Genomic DNA, 13,785 nt, shown 5'->3' with positions numbered 1-13,785 from the left:
AGGTCTCCTCAGGCGGCGGGGAAGATGTCGGGGTGCTGGACTTTCCAGTCGAGCCAGTGCTCCATCGGCTTGTCGTCGGCGACCGTGTGGATGCGGTCGAGCAGCCGCGGGAGGGAGAGCGGGCCGAGCGACTTGTCAGGTGTTCCAGGGCGGCGCATGCGGGGAGGCTCGGGGACGAACATGGGCCCGTACTGCCAGCTGTCCAGCCGGTAGGCCCAGTCGTCGCTGCCGTACTTTCGGAAGATCGTCGTGTTGCAGCCGCTGTCGACGTCGAGGGGCCGCTCGGCGAGCTGGCGCTGGTAGCTGTCGTTGAACCAGTGCTTGAGGTAGTGCTCGATGTGTGAGGCGATCATGAGTGCCTCGGCGTCGGTCGGCCGCGCGGCGCTCTCCCGGTCGAAGGTCGCGACGTACCGCCAGCGGGGGAAGGTGCTGGTCACGGGGATACGGAGCGTCACGAGCGGGTCGTCGCGGTCAGCGTCGAAGGGCCAGTCGGTCTCGGGACTCACGGTGGTCTCCTAGGCGGCGGTGCGCGTGGTGTTGGTGCCGGTGCGGCCGGTCTCGGTGTCGGTCCAAGCAGTCCACGCGAGCCGATAGCCGTGGCCGAGGCCACTGGTGCAGACGTACGTAACGTGCCTGCCGATGGGCTGGATGCGGCCACTGATGGTGCACCCGCAGGTGAGGGTGATGCGGAAGGGACTGCGCGGAGGGGAATGTCGGTGACGCATCGTGGCTCCTCAGGCAACGGGCCGGGGATGGTGGCCTGGGGCGGAGGGCGCGGACCTCCTCCACCCCAGGCAGAACGGGACGACTCAGCTAGCGGCAACCTTCGCGAGGTCCAGGCGGATCAGGTCCGCCGCGGAGCCGTGCAGCACGCACTTCGCGCTGCTGAAGACGGCGGTGTGCACGACCTGCTGCGGGCCGAGCTCGCGGCAGAGGACGCTGACGCGCCGGCCGATCTCCGGGACGGTGACGCCGAGTTCCTGGGCGAGGCCGGCGACGGTGATGTTCTGGCTGGTCATGATGCTTCCTTCGGTGAGTGGGTAATCAAGCAGGTGCTGGGGCGAGGCGGGCGAACAGCTCGGCGGTGGTCAGCCGTTCGGCTACAGGTCAGCGACCAGGCAGGTCGCGTTGTCGCGGTGCGCGCCGCCGAGGCTGATCGCGAGCCGCACGAGGTGGTTGGCGCAGTCAGCCGGGCCGAGGCGTCGGTCGAGTTCGTGCGCGAGGTCCCGGCCGGCGTCCTCGATCGGCTCGTAGCAGCCGTCGGAGGCGAGGAGCAGCCGGGCCCCGGTCCGGTCGTGCACTGCGGTCCACTCCGGAAAGAGGGCGTCACCGCCGGCTTCGGCGCCGAGGCAGCGCGTCACGTAGTTCCGCGCCCACCGCGGCGCGACTCCGCCCAGCGCTTCGATCACGGCACGTTCGTTGTGGTCCGTCGTCAGCCGTGTCAGGCGTCCGCTGGCGTCGAGAAGGTAGGCGCGGCAGTCGCCGATCCAGGCGACGCGCAGGAGTGCGTCCGGCCCGGTGACCGCGATCACCGCGCACGCGCCTTCCACCTCACCGTCGGCGTCCAGCGCCCGTTCCGTGACGACCTCGTCCTGCACGCGGCTGATCGCCTCGTGCGGCTGCAGCGTGCGGGCGGTCAGGACGGCGAGCCGACGCGCCCGCATGCGGGTCCAGGCGCGGACCTCATCGTTGCTGCCGATGCCGTCGAGGAGGGCGTAGGCGCGTCCGCCGTCGGCGGTGGCGCGGGTCGCGACGGCGTCGCACTGGTGGCTGCGGTCACCGACGAGCTGGGCAGAGGCGTAGCTGCGCACAGGAGTCTCCTTGGTGCGGTTCGAGCGGTAGGGGGCTGGTCGGGGTGCCCGTGCGGGACGGGCACCCCCGGCGGCGGTCAGGCAAGGGCGATGCAGGCGGGGTCGGGGCCGGCCCGGTCGACGGCGTCCGCGAACTGGGCCTCGTGCTCGGCCCCGTCGCGGGTGCTCACCTGCTCGACGGGGATCCAGGAGTCCCAGGGAACGGGGTTGGGGAGGTCGATCCGGGTCTCGGCGTACGTCGGCCGGCGGAGCACGTCGACGCGGAAGACGTCGTTGCTGCGGCTGGCCACGGTCAGGTACGTGCAGCCGCCCGTGGAGGTCGTCCTGGCGTCGTAGACGGTGAACGTGGTGGACGCGAGTACCTCGCGGGCGTCGGTCATCTCCTGGTTGCGGGCCTGGATGTCGTACAGCTCCTGGGTGCAACCGGAACAGACGGCCATGAAACGGCCGGCGGACGGGTGGCGGCGGCAGGTCTGGGTGCGCATCTCGGTCAGGCGCCGGTCACGAAGAGGTGGGTGACGGCGGTGCCGTACAGGTTGGTGACCTGGATGGACGTCCCGCCACGGCGCTGGGCGATCTCGATCATGCGCGCGACGTCGGCGCGGGTGAGACCGGTGCGGTGCCAGTGGTGGCCGGAGGTCTGGAATCGCAGGGTGAACAAGGCGTCTCCGTTTCGGGTGGCCGGGGTGGTGGGTGGTGGCCGGTCAGGCGGCCAGGAGCAGCGCGGCGGCCAGCGCGTGGTAGCAGCGGCGCCCCTTGAGGCCGGCCGGGCAGTTGCACTGGCCACTCACGGCGGTCAGGTACATCTCGGTGCCGTCCGACGAGACGGAGCGGCAGACACGGGGGCGGATCTGGATGATCGCGCCGTCCTCGATCAGCTCCCGGGCGGACTCGACCTGCGCCGCGCTGTAGTCGCTGTGGTGGGCGGCGGCCTGGCGGACCTTCGCGGCGCAGCCGCGGCCGTAGCCCTTGGCGATGCTGGCCGGGCTGGTGAGCTTGCGACCGCAGCGGAGGCAGTTGGCGTGCTCGTTCAAGGGGGCCTCCGTACGGGAGTTGGGCCGCTTGGTGCTGCCCGGTGACTCCAGTATGTTGGCCAATGCTTGGCCAGTCAAGAGGCCAATGCTTGGTCATCTTTGGGATTCCTGGAATGGCCAACACGTGGCCTTTCCGGTGGCCAAGGAATCTGGGACCATAGGCGCTATGACCGCCTACGAACCCGATCCTCAGACCGCCAAGCTCTTCGCCCAGCACAAGACAGCTGCCCAGATCGTCAAGCGCACCCGCAAACCCGTCCTCGCAGCCGCCGAAGCCGCCGTCCGAGCCGGCGCAACCAACCAGCAGCTCGCAGAACTCACCGGCATGTCCGACGAGACCTTCCGCAAGCTCGCCGAGCGGATCGGCGTCGACAACCGCCAGAAGGCGCCCACCGTCGGCCGCGAAGTCGAAGCCAAGAAGCGCGCCATCGAGAGCTGACCCAAGCCACCCCATCAGCCGCCGGCCCGCCGCGCCGAGCGGCCCTTCGTGCTGCCCGCGCCCGGTCACCGCTCCGCCTCGAAGCGCCGCACCGGAATCCCCACCGCCTCCGCACGCCGAACGCAGTCCACCGTGCCGCGGCTACCAGGTAGCACGAACGCGAGCACCAGCCGCGCACCCGCGTTGACCATCGCCTGATTCCGCCGCGGACCAGCCGACTTCCCCCACCGCGGCCAGTCCGCCGGCCACGGCTCCACCTCGACGCCAGCCCGCCGCGCCCACGCCGCAGCCATCGCATCCGCGCCCGTCGGACAAGCCCCGTGCACGATCACGATCGGCCGGAACAGCCCGAACGCAGCCCCGAGCGCGTGCTCCACGGCCGCACAGTCCGACCAGGCGCGCGACCCGGTCACCAGAATCCGAGACGCGCTCACGGCCGCACCCCCACAGCCCCGCAGTGCGAGCAGGAAAACCCAGCTGGCGGAGATCCGAAACACGTCCCGCACGTCGGCATCACCTCGCCGTCCCCCGCAGCCAGCAGCGCCAGCTCAGGTGCCCAGTCCAGCCAGATCAGAAGGCTCAGCAACAGGTTCGCGTCCGGCGCACCGCCACGCCCCATCCGCGTGAACGCCCCCGACGTCGTTCCCAGTGCCGTCGCGAGACGCCGACGCGACCAACCGAGCTCCGCCCGTCGCGCATCGGCCAGCTCCAGCAGCCGGACGGCGTCCAGCCTGTACGCCGTCACGACAGCACCCCTGCATCCGACAGACGCACCACATGCAGCGTTCGCGGCGCCACCACCCCGGACACCGGCCGGCACCACACACCCCTCGCGGCCTCGCACCGCCGGCACTTCACCGACAGGCCCGGCGTCACCACGGCGGCCATCTCCCGCGCATGCTCGTCCCGCTGCAACTCGGCATCCCGAACAAGCCGCCGCAGCTCGCCACCCGCGCCGGTCAGACAGGCCGCCAGGTGCTCGACGCTGCGTCGCAGCTCGGCCGCCTCCACGGGGCTGAGGAAGCGCTTCTCGGTGATCGTCAGCAGCTCCGCGAGCCGGGCTGCGGACGGCGGCGAGGCCGCCGCGGATCGAGGGGGAGTGGAGGTTGCAGTCGCACTGTGCGCCATGAGTGCCTCAAATCGGGGCCAGGAGGGGGCAAGGGGGCGCCTTGCGGGTGGGGTTGGAGTGATTGCCTTAAGTGGCACCCTTCGAGTGCCTGAGTGGCCATCAAGGGCTTTCGGGCGTTCGCTGCGCCCGCCGAGGCCTCACGTCATGACGCTGAAGCCGATGACCTGACAGTCACGACGCTCCGTCGAACTCGTCGTCCTCGTACGCATCCGCCAGATACTCCGTCCGCCACTGCCGGAAGCAGCTGCAGCAGCGCCACGTCGTGCGGTGGTGGGTGCCGTCGTCGTGGTGGTCGACGATCCGGGCGCCGGACAGGCAGATGGGGCAGTGCTCGGTGAGGGTCATGAGAGGGCTCCGGTGGGGGAGTGGCCGGTGTACGGGTCGGCGTCGATCGGCTTGTAGGTGCGCCAGGGCCAGGAGCCGTCGTGGCCTTGGCAGATGAACCGGGGCCAGGCGCGTTCGTCGCGGGCTCCGCGCCAGGGCAGGACGCGGCGGGCCCGGTCGTCGTGGGCGGATCGGGCGTCCTCGACGGGGCGGAGACCGAGGCCGAACTCGGGCCAGCGCAGCCACAGGGAGCTGCCGACCGGGCGGAGGGTCCGCGGGCCCATGGGGCCGCCCTGTGGGGAGTGGGCTTCCATCGACAGGGCGCAGCCTGCGGTGGCGCGGGCCTCGTCGAGGACGACGGTCACCTTGCGGGCGAGCTCCTCCGAGTTGGGGTCGCCGGCGTGCAGGCGGTAGATCGGGCCGACGATCAGCAGGTCGGGCATGACGGCTTCGACGCGGCGCATCAGCCACGCCCTGCCGTCGCCGCGGGTCAGGTCCACGCCTTGGGGGCGCAGGTCGATGTGCAGCTGGCCCCGCTTGACGGGTGCGCCGACGTGCTCGGCGACCTGGATGAGGCCGCGGTAGTGGCGGCGCGACTGGCGGCTGGAGTTCTCGCAGTCGAGGATCAGGACCTTCTGCGGGCCCAGCGCGTTGCGGTCGCCGAACGGCAGGAGCCCGGCGGCGGCGGTGATGCCGATCTGGCGCTGCAGGACGGACTTTCCTCCGCCTTCGCCTGCGGTCCACACGATGCGGTCGGTGCGCTCCAGGTAGCCGGGCAGGGTCCAGTCGTAGGCCGGGTCTTCGCCGGCGAGGAAGTCGTGGATGTCCTGGACGGGGGAGTCGTCGGCTGCCCGGCCGGCGTCGCGGACTTCGCGGATGCGGGTAACGGCGTATTCGGCGAGGTCGCTGGCTTCGGTGTCGGTGCCGTAGCCGAGTTCGCGGATCTCGGTGCCGGCGTGAACGAGGGCGCGGCGCAGCGCGAGGCTGCGGATGCGGTGGTCGAGCCAGGCGAGGCTGGGGCCGTGCTGGGCGGCGTCTATGCAGGTGTTGATGTAGTCGCGGCCGCCGCAGCGGGCGAGTTGCCCGCGGGCTTCGAGTGCCGCGGTGACGGTGAGCGGGTCGATCGGTTCGGCGGTGTCGGCGACGGCGAGGATCGCCTGGTGCATGAGCGCGTGGGCGGGCCGGTAGTAGTCCTGGGCGCCCACGGTGGTGTCGCGTAGCGCCCGGCGGGGGTCTCTGCTGAGGACTATCCCGCCGAGGAAGGCCTGTTCGGCGGGGACGTCGTTGGGTTCGGCCCGCGAGAGTTCGGTGTCGGTGGTCACTAGAAGACCCCCTGGTCTGAGTAGGCCTGGTAGTTGGTGGGCTGCTGGCGCTGCTGCTGGGCCTGGGCGCGGAGCCGCAGCTGGGGGTACTTCTGGCGGAGCTTCGGCATCGAGAGGATGTTGCTGCGCCAGAACTCGTCGTTCTGGGACCAGCGGATGGCGCCGAGGACGTCGGTGAGGGAGACCTTGTCGGTGTCGATCAGGAGCCGGGCCGCGTCGCGCCACCGCTTGGTGATGTTCGGGCGCTTGGTGCCGTTCGCGGCGACCAGATCCGCGAGGAGCGTGCAAGCCTCCTCCACGTCCGGCCGCTCTTGGCGGGCGGACCGGATGTCGACGACATCCGCGACGAAGAGAGAAGGGGACTGGGGTAGGGGTAGGGGAAAACGCGCCCGCGCGCGCGTTGAGCCTTCCTCCACCCCTTCCGGAAGGGGTTCCGCAACCCCTTCCGCAGCCCCTTCGGGAAGGGCCACCGCAGGGGGATTCGGATCGGGTTCACGGAACGCTGCCCGCAGCGCGGCGATGTGCCGCGACACCTCCTGCAGGGGCGACAGACCCTTGCGGCCCGGCTCGTCGCTCAGCTCGTCCAGCGGAATCCGCTCTACCTCCGCCAGCAACGCCGACCGCAGCCGGCGGGACGAGATCTCAAGGGCCCCCGACACCATCGCGCCCATCACCTGAGGCTGCTTCCACACCCCGTCGTTGCGCACGAACGAGCGCACCAGCAGTTCCTCGGTGTCCTCGTCGACCACGACGAACCTGCGCTCGGCCAACACCGCGAGCTGGCGCCGCAGCACCTCCGGACTCAACCCGTGCGCCTTCGAGCTCCACCGCTTCAGCGTCAGCGGCAGCAGGCCCGCATGGTTCAGGTTCGGCTGGCTGATGAGGAACAGGTAGAGCCGCTGGATCTCCCCGGGCAGAGCGGTGAAGTCGGGGTCGTCCCAGATGCGGGTGAGGATGCGGCCGTGGCCACGTGCCATGGGGGGCTCTTCTCTCAGGCGTGCGGGCGGGGAGTGAGGGCTCCGGGGCGGGCTTCCGCTAGGGCTGTCCGTGGGTGAGTGCCGCCTCGGCCGACGTCCAGGTCGGACACGGCCAGGAGACGAGCGAGCCACTGACGGAGCAGGCGGCGCAGATCGCGGCCGGCGAGTCGGGGGCGATAGCGGGCTGCGGGCGGTGGCGGTCGCGGAGGTTGGTGAACTCCTCGCGAAGGCGGGTGACTTCGCCGCAGGCCTGCGAACCCGTGGTGATGGCTTCGGTGATCTGCTTCATCAGTTCCCTGCCCTGCTCGGGAGTCGGACCCTCCTGGCCGGGGACGGGGAGCATGAGCTTGACGAGGCCAACGACGGCGTTGCTGATGGTCTTGTTGGCGGTGTCGACGTCGAAGATGGTGGCGGGCGTGTTCATGGCAGGCTGCTTTCTGCGAGGGCTGGTTGGAGAGTTGTGATCGGTGTGGTCAGAAGGGCGGCTCGGGGCTGTTCGGCTGCTGCTCGCCCCAGCCGCCGCGCTGGGTGGGGCTGCCGCTGGCCCACGGGTCGTCGCTCCGCGCCGCCTGCTGCGCCCCGCCCGGTCCGCGGTTCGCTCGGGTGACCTTCGCCGTGGCCCCCCGCAGGGACGGGCCGACCTCGTCGACCTCGACCTCGAAGACGGTGCGCTTCTGGCCGTCCTTCTCGTACGACCGCTGCTGCAGTCGGCCCTGGACGATGACGCGCATGCCCTTGGTGAGGGACTCGGCGACGTTCTCGGCCGGCTGCCGCCACACGTTGCAGGTGAGGAACAGCGCCTCGCCGTCTTTCCACTCGTTCGTCTGGCGGTCGAAGGTCCGCGGTGTGGAGGCGATGCGGAACTTCGCGACCGCGACACCCGACGGTGTGAATCGCAGCTCAGGATCGTCGACGAGGTTGCCGACGAGGGTGATCTGGGTCTCTCCGGCCATGGCCGTCCTTCGGTTCGCGGGTGAGGGCCTGCTCGGCGCAGACCTTGTGGGAGGGGCGGCGATCCTCATCGCGGAGGTGGGTGAGGTCGCCGCAGTACCTGCACGGCTTGGCCTGGGTGGCCCAGTGGGAGCGGTCGCCCCAGGCCAGGACCGTGGTCATGCTGCGGGCGCGAGGCGCCTCTTCTTGTTGATTGCCGCTCGCTCGCCTGGGGTCTTGTCGCCTCGAACGCCGTGGCGGTTCTTCGCGTCGGCCTGACCCTCGTCGTTGAGCGCCTCGGTGAGGCACTGCTCGGCGACGGGGCACCGATGGCAGTAGCTCTTGGCTGCGGCGATCTTTGCCAGCCCTTCCGCATCGCGGTACGACCTGGGGTAGAAGATGCCGAACGGGGCCTTCTCGATGCGGCAGGTTGCAAGCAGGCGCCAGCTCATCGCGCACCTCCAAGGCGGATTCCGTCGGGCCACACGGCCTTCGTCAACGCTGCCCGGTTGGCAGCTGGCATCGGGGCGATCGGGTGGTCGAGGTAGTCCCGGCCGGCGGCCATGAGGACGACGGCGTCGGCCAAGTTGTCGTCGCCCTCCGTCGGCCAGGAGGGCCAGCGGCGGGCGACTGCGTCGACGACGGCGGACTTGGCGGCTGTGCCTTTGCCGGTGGCGTAGAGGGCGCGCTGGTTCGGGGTGAGCAGACCGACGGGGATTCCGCCGGATTGAAGCCAGCGGTAGACCTCCCACCAAAGCCACGCGCGTTCGTGGCTGGCGCCTCCTGCCCGGGAGGGTGCAGGGAGTTCGAGGACGACGAGGTCTGGGCGGCCGATGCCCTGGATGATGCGTTCGCGAAGCCTGACGAGCTCGTAGAGTCGCTCGGGGTGGGGAAGCTTGCTGAGCTCGCGGCCCTTCTTCTTCCGATCGGGGTAGCCGACGGCATCGCACCAGCCACGGGAGGACGCGATGCCGGTGCCGGTGGAGCTGTAGCTTCCGATGGCAAGGTCGAGACCGATGACGGTCGGGCCGTGGGTGAGGGTGCCTCCCGGGGGCGGGAGGAGGGCGGTGTCAGTCATCTCGGGTGCTCCATGCCGTGAGAGCGAGAGTGATGAGGGCGAGCGCGGCGGCGGTCAGGAGGATGAAGGCGAGCCCGTACCAGGCCTGGTCGTCGACGAGTTGGCGAAGGAAGCGGCGGATCACGGATGGTCTCTGTCGGGACCGCGGCGGCGGCCGTGGAAGAGGAGCTGGACGGCCTGGACGCCGGTGTGGACGAACCAGGCCAGAGCGAGTGCGAAGGCCAGATTCACGCGGCGATCGAGTCGGCGGCCTGCGGCTCGACGACGCCGGCCGCCGCCGCAAGGTCCCGGTAGTGGTGTTCGTTCGCGTCCCGGAGAGCCTCGTTGCGGTCTTCGAGGAGCTTGATGCGTGCGAGCAGGTCCTTCTCCCGGAGCTGCTGTGAACGGCGCAGCGCTTTGATCTCCGCCCGGTACCGTTCGCTGTCGATCAGGAGCGTCGCGTTCTGGAGACGGGCCGCGGTGAGCTTCTTCGTGACCGATTCGATGTCGCCAGCGAACCGCTCGGAGCGGCGGAAGTGGTCGCCGGCTTCGCTGCGGGTCGCGCCCAGTGCCATGTTGAGCTGCTTGACTCGGCTCTCTAGCCAGGCGATGCGCTCGTCCTTCTCGGCTATGCGGCGTCTACTGCCGAACAGGTTCATGCTGCCCTCCGGACTGGGGTGCGGGATTGGTGGCGACGTCGGCCGGGAGCTGGCCGAGGCCGATGGCGAGGGCGATGGCGTGCGGGCCGCTCTGGGCGCCGAGCTCGTCGAACGCCCGGCGCAGTAGGAGCCGGCTGGCCCGGACGGTGATGTCGAACAGCTCGGCGATCTGCGGGTGGTCAAGGCCCTGGGCGAGGCCACGGAGCACGTCGTTCGAAGTGACGCCGCCGAACGCCGGGGCGGGGATGAGCGGCCAGTTCCGGTCGACGACCTCGGTGGGGTCCTTCTTCCGCAGGTACTGCTCGAAGCCCTCGGCCCAGGTGGCGAACCAGCCGATCTGCCAGCGGTGCAGGAGCTCAGCGGGCGCCCGTAGCTGCGGGTACATGTCGAAGATCCGGCGAGCGACGTCCAGGGCGGCCTGGGCGTCGGCGGCGGCAGCGTGGGCGTTGGTCAGCTCAATGCCGTAGTGGGCGGCGAGGTTCTCCAACTTCCGAGGGCCCTTGCGGTACTTGTCGGCTGCCCGGTCCATGACGAGCGGGTCGACGACGGGGCCGATCGGCTTGCCGTCAAGCTTCTCGGTGAGCGTGGGGACGCCGTGCCGGGTGCACTCGCGGTCGAGGATCGTGAGGTCGAACGGGGCGTTCATGACGACCAGGGGCGACCCGGCGTTCAGCTCGGCGGCGAGGACCTCCGCGATCTCCTCGACGACCTCCTTCGCCGGGCGTCCGTGCTCGCGAGCGTGCTCGGTGGACATGTGGTGGACCGAGGTCGCCTCGGCGGGGATCTCGACGCCGTCGACGTCGGTGAGCCATTCGCGGACGCCGGCCGGGGTGATGAGCGCGGCGCTCACGATGCGGTCGGTCTCGACGTCGGTGCCGGTGGTTTCAGTGTCGAAGGCGGCCATGCGGCCGAGGTGCCAGCTCACTGGCCACCGCCCGCACGCTCACGGCCGATTCGGATGACCATCGCGCCGATCGGCTCCTCGTCTCCGACCTCGTTGGTCACTAGCGCGTTTGCCTGCCGGGTCTGCTGCAACTCGGCGTGGATCTGCCGGAGCCGGCCGACGCTTGTAGCCGGGTTGCTGATCTCGTCCAAGTAGGAAGCAGCAGGTCGAGCAGGCGCCTCGCCGCGTTCCACGTACGAGGAATCCGGGTCCGGGTCGGAGGTCGGGGTGAGGCCAAGCGTCAGCAGGATGACGCGGAGTGCCACCGACTGGGCCTTTGCCGTCGCCTTGTCCGCCGAGTCCAGAGCCTCGCCGGCGGACTGGACGGGCGGAAGGCTGTCACCCATCGGTCCCATCAGCTGCCATGTCACCAGGACGGTGCACTCGTGCATCTTCTTGTTGTTCGCCGACGTGGCGTCGCGGTAGGTCGCCTCGACGTTGATGGGCAGGAGGTTGAGACCGCGGGAGAGCGTGACGGGACCGAAGGTATTGACCGTGGTGTCGACGCCGCGGAAGTTGAAGCGCGTGCCGCCGCCGTTGTACTGCTCCCGCTTGCCGATCGCTCGGACGTCGCGGCGGGCGCGGAGCCAGGCGATGTGCACGGGCACCATTTCGGGGTCGCCCTCGCCCGGCTCGTACTCGCCGAGGTCGGGGATGACGTCGCACACCGGGGCCTCTACGTCGGTGCGCTGGGCCAGGCCGACATCGGCCCGGCCGGCTTTCGCGGCGGCCCGCTCGGCGAGCGTGGGCTGAGTCATGCGGCGTACCTCTTCCGAACGTCATTGGGAATGCTGAGCTGGTCGTACGAGCGGTCCTCGACACAGTCCGCGTACGCCTCGGGCCACCGTTCACGGAGCCGCGAGATGTCTGCGGTCTCCTTGCTGCGCTGCTCGATCGAGTACGCGGGGCGGTCGCCCATCACGGCCATCTCGGCGCCGCCGAGCGCGGCGAGCATGCCGGCCTTCGCTGCCTTCTGCCGCTTCTCTGCGGCAGTGACGTCGGCTCGGGCCTGCAGGTAGGCGGTGAGGGCGTCCTGGGCGTCGTCGTCGCGGTCGATGTGGACCACGCCGGACCGCTCAGGGTGTAGCCGTCGGTAGAGTTCGAGAAGCGGGTCCGGGTCGGCCTCCGGAGTGAGGACCGGCGGCCGGCCATCAAGGATGCGCTGCCACAATTCTTCGGCGGCGGTCCGGAGATCGAGCAGCAGCTGTTGGTGGTCGGCGATGCGGACCGTGAACTGCCGGTAGTCGTTCCCGCCGATCTTGACTCCGACGTGCATGTGCTCGAACCCGCAGACGTCGGCCTGGTGCAGGGTCTGCGCGAGGACGTCGTCCGGGCACCCGCGCCGCCACATCGGGGCCTTCATCTTGTCGCGGCACTTGATCTCCAGCGCGCACTGGGCGCCGGGCTCGATCGGGCACTCGATGACGCGACGGTCGAGGGTGCACATCTGCCACGGACGCTCGACGTTGGCAACGAGGCCGACCCGGCGAACGACGGAGCGGTTGCTCATGGCCCAGCGACGTGCGACGCCTTCCTCGTCGACGCGGCCCCAGTAGGCGGGCTCCGAGTCGTCGGACTCCAAGGGGAGTTCGCCGCGCTTGTCGTAGTAGACGGACAGCTCGTTGCCGTACTTGGAGAGGCCAAGCATGGCGGCGATGTCGCTGGACCCGATACCGCGACGGCGGGCGGCGAGCCAGGCGCCGCGGTCGGCGTCGGCCGAGAGGACGAGCCGGGCGGTCGGAGTGACGCGCCGCCCGGCGGCCGGGGCCTGGGCCCCGGCCGGCACGGTAGTGGTCATCGGTCACCCTCCCGCCGACCAGGCAGGTACCGGACCACCTCGCGCGCATCCTGGGCCGCCCGGATCGACCGAACCCGCTGCCGGGCCTGCCAGTCGAACCAACCGAGCAACGCGAAGCCGACCACGGACGCGACGATGGCGAAGACAACCATCACGCCACCTCCCCGTGCTTGTGCTGGTGCGGGAACGCGATGACCTCGGGGGCCATGGCGGCCTCGCGCCGGGCCGACATCGTCAGCGTCGCCGCCGCGGCCAGCTCGTCGGCGAGCCGGTAGGCGTCCAGGTGCGTCAACTCGACCTCGGCCTCGCCGAACTCCAGGTTCGCCTCCAGGTCGTCGACCGCCGCGTCCCACGCCTCGCCGCCCTGCGAGACGACCGCGGCCAGGGCGTCGAGCTCGTCCATCACCCGCTGCCGCGAGTCACCCCACGCCTCCGCCAGCGTCCGCAGCGTCCCGTACCGGACCTCACGGACGCGCAGCAGCACGTGCATCCACATCGGGTCGATGCGGGCGTTCAGCATGCCGTCGCTCATCGGCCCTCACTCCCCTCGGAGTCGGCGACCTTTCGCCAGGCCCGGTACTCGGCGAAGCTGCCGCTGCGCGGCTTCTCGTCGACCAGAGCCGTTGCGGCGGCCAGGGCGAGCGTCGCGTGCACCTGCGCCTCCGCGATCAACAGCACGGCGGCCGGCGACGTCTCGTCGTTGAGCGTGGGGATCTTGCGGACGTCGGCGAGCAACTGCTCAGCCTCGTGGTAGTGCTCCGGGCCCGTCATCGGGCACCGTCCGCGCCATGTACCAGCTCCAGGGCCCGGCGGTACGCCACGACGGTGTCTGACGACCAATCCGCCGGATCCCCGTGATCGCCGACGAACCACGCCGCGAGGTCACGCTCGGACAACCGGACCTGCGACCACGCGAGGAACTCGCCGTCGTACACGGATCCCGCCAACTCGGTCTGCAGGCGCACGCCGCAGCCGCCGTCATCGAGGCGCAGCTCCTGGTGGACGACGCCCCCGAACCGACCCTGGTACGCGAAGACCGCTTGCGCGTCGTCGAGGTGGACATCCACGACCGCGCGCCGGTTCGACCAGTGCAGGCGGACCCCGTAGGGGACCGGCTCGCCGAAGGCGACGATCGTTTCGGCGAGCGCGAGCGCGGCCATCATCTGGGGGCGGCTGCGGCGCGCGTGGCGCACCGGCCGGCGGGGGCTTTGGGTAGGCTGTGTGATCACGGCCTGCCTCCTTGGTGTGATGAGTTGATCGGTGGGCCGGGGCCGTCCCTGGTTCGCGCCAGAGGGACGGCCCGCTCAACATCTGTCGGGTGACGCGGGACCAGCCAGCGTCGGTGAGCCGCGTTCGAACTCG

At 70.5% G+C, this 13,785-nt stretch carries 25 protein-coding genes; 1 reads left to right on the top strand and 24 read right to left on the bottom strand.

Annotated elements, in window-relative coordinates:
* Positions 1-8: 8 nt before the first annotated feature.
* The 6 genes from ACFXDE_RS01710 to ACFXDE_RS01685 form a co-directional block, all read right to left on the bottom strand.
* On the bottom strand, positions 9-506 hold the full coding sequence (locus ACFXDE_RS01710; protein ID WP_380489737.1) for a hypothetical protein: 498 nt from the start codon (positions 504-506) through the stop codon (positions 9-11).
* Between the two features lie 303 nt (positions 507-809).
* A complete protein-coding gene (locus ACFXDE_RS01705) occupies positions 810-1,019 on the bottom strand; it encodes a hypothetical protein (protein ID WP_380489735.1) in 210 nt (69 codons plus the stop codon).
* Between the two features lie 81 nt (positions 1,020-1,100).
* Positions 1,101-1,811 carry a PP2C family serine/threonine-protein phosphatase gene (locus ACFXDE_RS01700; protein ID WP_380489733.1) on the bottom strand — a complete coding sequence of 237 codons (711 nt, stop codon included), beginning with the start codon at positions 1,809-1,811 and terminating at the stop codon, positions 1,101-1,103.
* Positions 1,812-1,888: 77 nt separating this feature from the next.
* Positions 1,889-2,296, bottom strand: a complete 408-nt coding sequence (locus tag ACFXDE_RS01695; protein ID WP_380489731.1) for a hypothetical protein — start codon at positions 2,294-2,296, stop codon at positions 1,889-1,891.
* 5 nt (positions 2,297-2,301) lie between these two features.
* The gene (locus ACFXDE_RS01690; protein WP_380489729.1) at positions 2,302-2,472 is read right to left on the bottom strand and encodes a hypothetical protein; all 171 of its coding nucleotides are present in this window, start codon (positions 2,470-2,472) and stop codon (positions 2,302-2,304) included.
* Between the two features lie 43 nt (positions 2,473-2,515).
* Positions 2,516-2,845 carry a DUF6011 domain-containing protein gene (locus ACFXDE_RS01685; protein ID WP_380489727.1) on the bottom strand — a complete coding sequence of 110 codons (330 nt, stop codon included), beginning with the start codon at positions 2,843-2,845 and terminating at the stop codon, positions 2,516-2,518.
* Between the two features lie 166 nt (positions 2,846-3,011).
* On the opposite strand from ACFXDE_RS01685, the gene ACFXDE_RS01680 reads away from it, so the two are divergent.
* Positions 3,012-3,284, top strand: a complete 273-nt coding sequence (locus ACFXDE_RS01680; protein ID WP_380489725.1) for a hypothetical protein — start codon at positions 3,012-3,014, stop codon at positions 3,282-3,284.
* Between the two features lie 65 nt (positions 3,285-3,349).
* Here ACFXDE_RS01680 and ACFXDE_RS01675 read toward each other — a convergent pair whose 3' ends face one another.
* From ACFXDE_RS01675 to ACFXDE_RS01590, 18 genes are all read right to left on the bottom strand, one after another.
* Positions 3,350-3,697 carry an SLOG family protein gene (locus ACFXDE_RS01675; RefSeq protein WP_380490095.1) on the bottom strand — a complete coding sequence of 116 codons (348 nt, stop codon included), beginning with the start codon at positions 3,695-3,697 and terminating at the stop codon, positions 3,350-3,352.
* Positions 3,698-4,025: 328 nt separating this feature from the next.
* Positions 4,026-4,412, bottom strand: coding sequence for a hypothetical protein (locus ACFXDE_RS01670; protein ID WP_380489723.1), 387 nt, complete (start codon positions 4,410-4,412; stop codon positions 4,026-4,028).
* Positions 4,413-4,584: 172 nt separating this feature from the next.
* Complete coding sequence (locus ACFXDE_RS01665) at positions 4,585-4,758, bottom strand: hypothetical protein (RefSeq protein WP_380489721.1); 174 nt, start codon at positions 4,756-4,758, stop codon at positions 4,585-4,587.
* Entirely contained in the window at positions 4,755-6,059 is a 1,305-nt protein-coding gene (locus ACFXDE_RS01660; protein WP_380489719.1) for an AAA family ATPase, read from the bottom strand. Before ACFXDE_RS01660 ends, ACFXDE_RS01665 begins: the two co-directional genes overlap by 4 nt.
* On the bottom strand, positions 6,059-7,036 hold the full coding sequence (locus tag ACFXDE_RS01655; protein WP_380489717.1) for a hypothetical protein: 978 nt from the start codon (positions 7,034-7,036) through the stop codon (positions 6,059-6,061). Before ACFXDE_RS01655 ends, ACFXDE_RS01660 begins: the two co-directional genes overlap by 1 nt.
* Positions 7,037-7,094: 58 nt before the next feature.
* Complete coding sequence (locus ACFXDE_RS01650; protein WP_380489715.1) at positions 7,095-7,460, bottom strand: hypothetical protein; 366 nt, start codon at positions 7,458-7,460, stop codon at positions 7,095-7,097.
* Between the two features lie 49 nt (positions 7,461-7,509).
* The gene (locus ACFXDE_RS01645; protein WP_380489713.1) at positions 7,510-7,989 is read right to left on the bottom strand and encodes a single-stranded DNA-binding protein; all 480 of its coding nucleotides are present in this window, start codon (positions 7,987-7,989) and stop codon (positions 7,510-7,512) included.
* Between the two features lie 156 nt (positions 7,990-8,145).
* A complete protein-coding gene (locus ACFXDE_RS01640) occupies positions 8,146-8,418 on the bottom strand; it encodes a WhiB family transcriptional regulator (RefSeq protein WP_380489712.1) in 273 nt (90 codons plus the stop codon).
* A complete protein-coding gene (locus ACFXDE_RS01635; protein ID WP_380489710.1) occupies positions 8,415-9,044 on the bottom strand; it encodes a hypothetical protein in 630 nt (209 codons plus the stop codon). Before ACFXDE_RS01635 ends, ACFXDE_RS01640 begins: the two co-directional genes overlap by 4 nt.
* Complete coding sequence (locus tag ACFXDE_RS01630; protein ID WP_380489708.1) at positions 9,037-9,168, bottom strand: hypothetical protein; 132 nt, start codon at positions 9,166-9,168, stop codon at positions 9,037-9,039. Before ACFXDE_RS01630 ends, ACFXDE_RS01635 begins: the two co-directional genes overlap by 8 nt.
* 103 nt (positions 9,169-9,271) lie before the next feature.
* Positions 9,272-9,682 carry a hypothetical protein gene (locus ACFXDE_RS01625; RefSeq protein ID WP_380489706.1) on the bottom strand — a complete coding sequence of 137 codons (411 nt, stop codon included), beginning with the start codon at positions 9,680-9,682 and terminating at the stop codon, positions 9,272-9,274.
* Positions 9,663-10,607 (bottom strand): exonuclease domain-containing protein, encoded by a 945-nt coding sequence (locus ACFXDE_RS01620; protein WP_380489704.1) that lies wholly within the window; start codon positions 10,605-10,607, stop codon positions 9,663-9,665. The genes ACFXDE_RS01625 and ACFXDE_RS01620 overlap by 20 nt, the downstream gene beginning before the upstream one ends.
* Positions 10,604-11,383, bottom strand: a complete 780-nt coding sequence (locus ACFXDE_RS01615; protein ID WP_380489702.1) for a hypothetical protein — start codon at positions 11,381-11,383, stop codon at positions 10,604-10,606. Before ACFXDE_RS01615 ends, ACFXDE_RS01620 begins: the two co-directional genes overlap by 4 nt.
* Positions 11,380-12,423: a YqaJ viral recombinase family protein gene (locus ACFXDE_RS01610; protein ID WP_380489700.1), complete on the bottom strand. Its 1,044-nt coding sequence runs from the start codon at positions 12,421-12,423 to the stop codon at positions 11,380-11,382. Before ACFXDE_RS01610 ends, ACFXDE_RS01615 begins: the two co-directional genes overlap by 4 nt.
* On the bottom strand, positions 12,420-12,575 hold the full coding sequence (locus tag ACFXDE_RS01605; RefSeq protein WP_380489698.1) for a hypothetical protein: 156 nt from the start codon (positions 12,573-12,575) through the stop codon (positions 12,420-12,422). Before ACFXDE_RS01605 ends, ACFXDE_RS01610 begins: the two co-directional genes overlap by 4 nt.
* Positions 12,575-12,955: a hypothetical protein gene (locus tag ACFXDE_RS01600; protein ID WP_380489696.1), complete on the bottom strand. Its 381-nt coding sequence runs from the start codon at positions 12,953-12,955 to the stop codon at positions 12,575-12,577. Before ACFXDE_RS01600 ends, ACFXDE_RS01605 begins: the two co-directional genes overlap by 1 nt.
* Positions 12,952-13,194, bottom strand: coding sequence for a hypothetical protein (locus ACFXDE_RS01595; RefSeq protein WP_380489694.1), 243 nt, complete (start codon positions 13,192-13,194; stop codon positions 12,952-12,954). The genes ACFXDE_RS01600 and ACFXDE_RS01595 overlap by 4 nt, the downstream gene beginning before the upstream one ends.
* The gene (locus tag ACFXDE_RS01590) at positions 13,191-13,652 is read right to left on the bottom strand and encodes a hypothetical protein (protein WP_380489692.1); all 462 of its coding nucleotides are present in this window, start codon (positions 13,650-13,652) and stop codon (positions 13,191-13,193) included. The genes ACFXDE_RS01595 and ACFXDE_RS01590 overlap by 4 nt, the downstream gene beginning before the upstream one ends.
* Between the last annotated feature and the right edge of the window lie 133 nt (positions 13,653-13,785).

It is taken from the genome of Kitasatospora sp. NPDC059408, from assembly GCF_042751525.1.
GTDB lineage: Bacteria > Actinomycetota > Actinomycetes > Streptomycetales > Streptomycetaceae > Kitasatospora.
This window is presented reverse-complemented; position numbering and strand designations above follow the sequence as displayed.

Excerpts from the sequence above, each read along its gene's own strand:
- ACFXDE_RS01705 (WP_380489735.1), bottom strand. The coding sequence starts at position 1,019 with ATGACCAGCCAGAACATCACCGTCGCCGGCCTCGCCCAGGAACTCGGC.
- ACFXDE_RS01695 (WP_380489731.1), bottom strand. The coding sequence starts at position 2,296 with ATGCGCACCCAGACCTGCCGCCGCCACCCGTCCGCCGGCCGTTTCATG.
- ACFXDE_RS01680 (WP_380489725.1), top strand. The coding sequence starts at position 3,012 with ATGACCGCCTACGAACCCGATCCTCAGACCGCCAAGCTCTTCGCCCAG.
- ACFXDE_RS01670 (WP_380489723.1), bottom strand. The coding sequence starts at position 4,412 with ATGGCGCACAGTGCGACTGCAACCTCCACTCCCCCTCGATCCGCGGCG.
- ACFXDE_RS01665 (WP_380489721.1), bottom strand. The coding sequence starts at position 4,758 with ATGACCCTCACCGAGCACTGCCCCATCTGCCTGTCCGGCGCCCGGATC.
- ACFXDE_RS01655 (WP_380489717.1), bottom strand. The coding sequence starts at position 7,036 with ATGGCACGTGGCCACGGCCGCATCCTCACCCGCATCTGGGACGACCCC.
- ACFXDE_RS01650 (WP_380489715.1), bottom strand. The coding sequence starts at position 7,460 with ATGAACACGCCCGCCACCATCTTCGACGTCGACACCGCCAACAAGACC.
- ACFXDE_RS01645 (WP_380489713.1), bottom strand. The coding sequence starts at position 7,989 with ATGGCCGGAGAGACCCAGATCACCCTCGTCGGCAACCTCGTCGACGAT.
- ACFXDE_RS01640 (WP_380489712.1), bottom strand. The coding sequence starts at position 8,418 with ATGAGCTGGCGCCTGCTTGCAACCTGCCGCATCGAGAAGGCCCCGTTC.
- ACFXDE_RS01635 (WP_380489710.1), bottom strand. The coding sequence starts at position 9,044 with ATGACTGACACCGCCCTCCTCCCGCCCCCGGGAGGCACCCTCACCCAC.
- ACFXDE_RS01625 (WP_380489706.1), bottom strand. The coding sequence starts at position 9,682 with ATGAACCTGTTCGGCAGTAGACGCCGCATAGCCGAGAAGGACGAGCGC.
- ACFXDE_RS01615 (WP_380489702.1), bottom strand. The coding sequence starts at position 11,383 with ATGACTCAGCCCACGCTCGCCGAGCGGGCCGCCGCGAAAGCCGGCCGG.
- ACFXDE_RS01610 (WP_380489700.1), bottom strand. The coding sequence starts at position 12,423 with ATGACCACTACCGTGCCGGCCGGGGCCCAGGCCCCGGCCGCCGGGCGG.
- ACFXDE_RS01605 (WP_380489698.1), bottom strand. The coding sequence starts at position 12,575 with ATGGTTGTCTTCGCCATCGTCGCGTCCGTGGTCGGCTTCGCGTTGCTC.
- ACFXDE_RS01600 (WP_380489696.1), bottom strand. The coding sequence starts at position 12,955 with ATGAGCGACGGCATGCTGAACGCCCGCATCGACCCGATGTGGATGCAC.
- ACFXDE_RS01595 (WP_380489694.1), bottom strand. The coding sequence starts at position 13,194 with ATGACGGGCCCGGAGCACTACCACGAGGCTGAGCAGTTGCTCGCCGAC.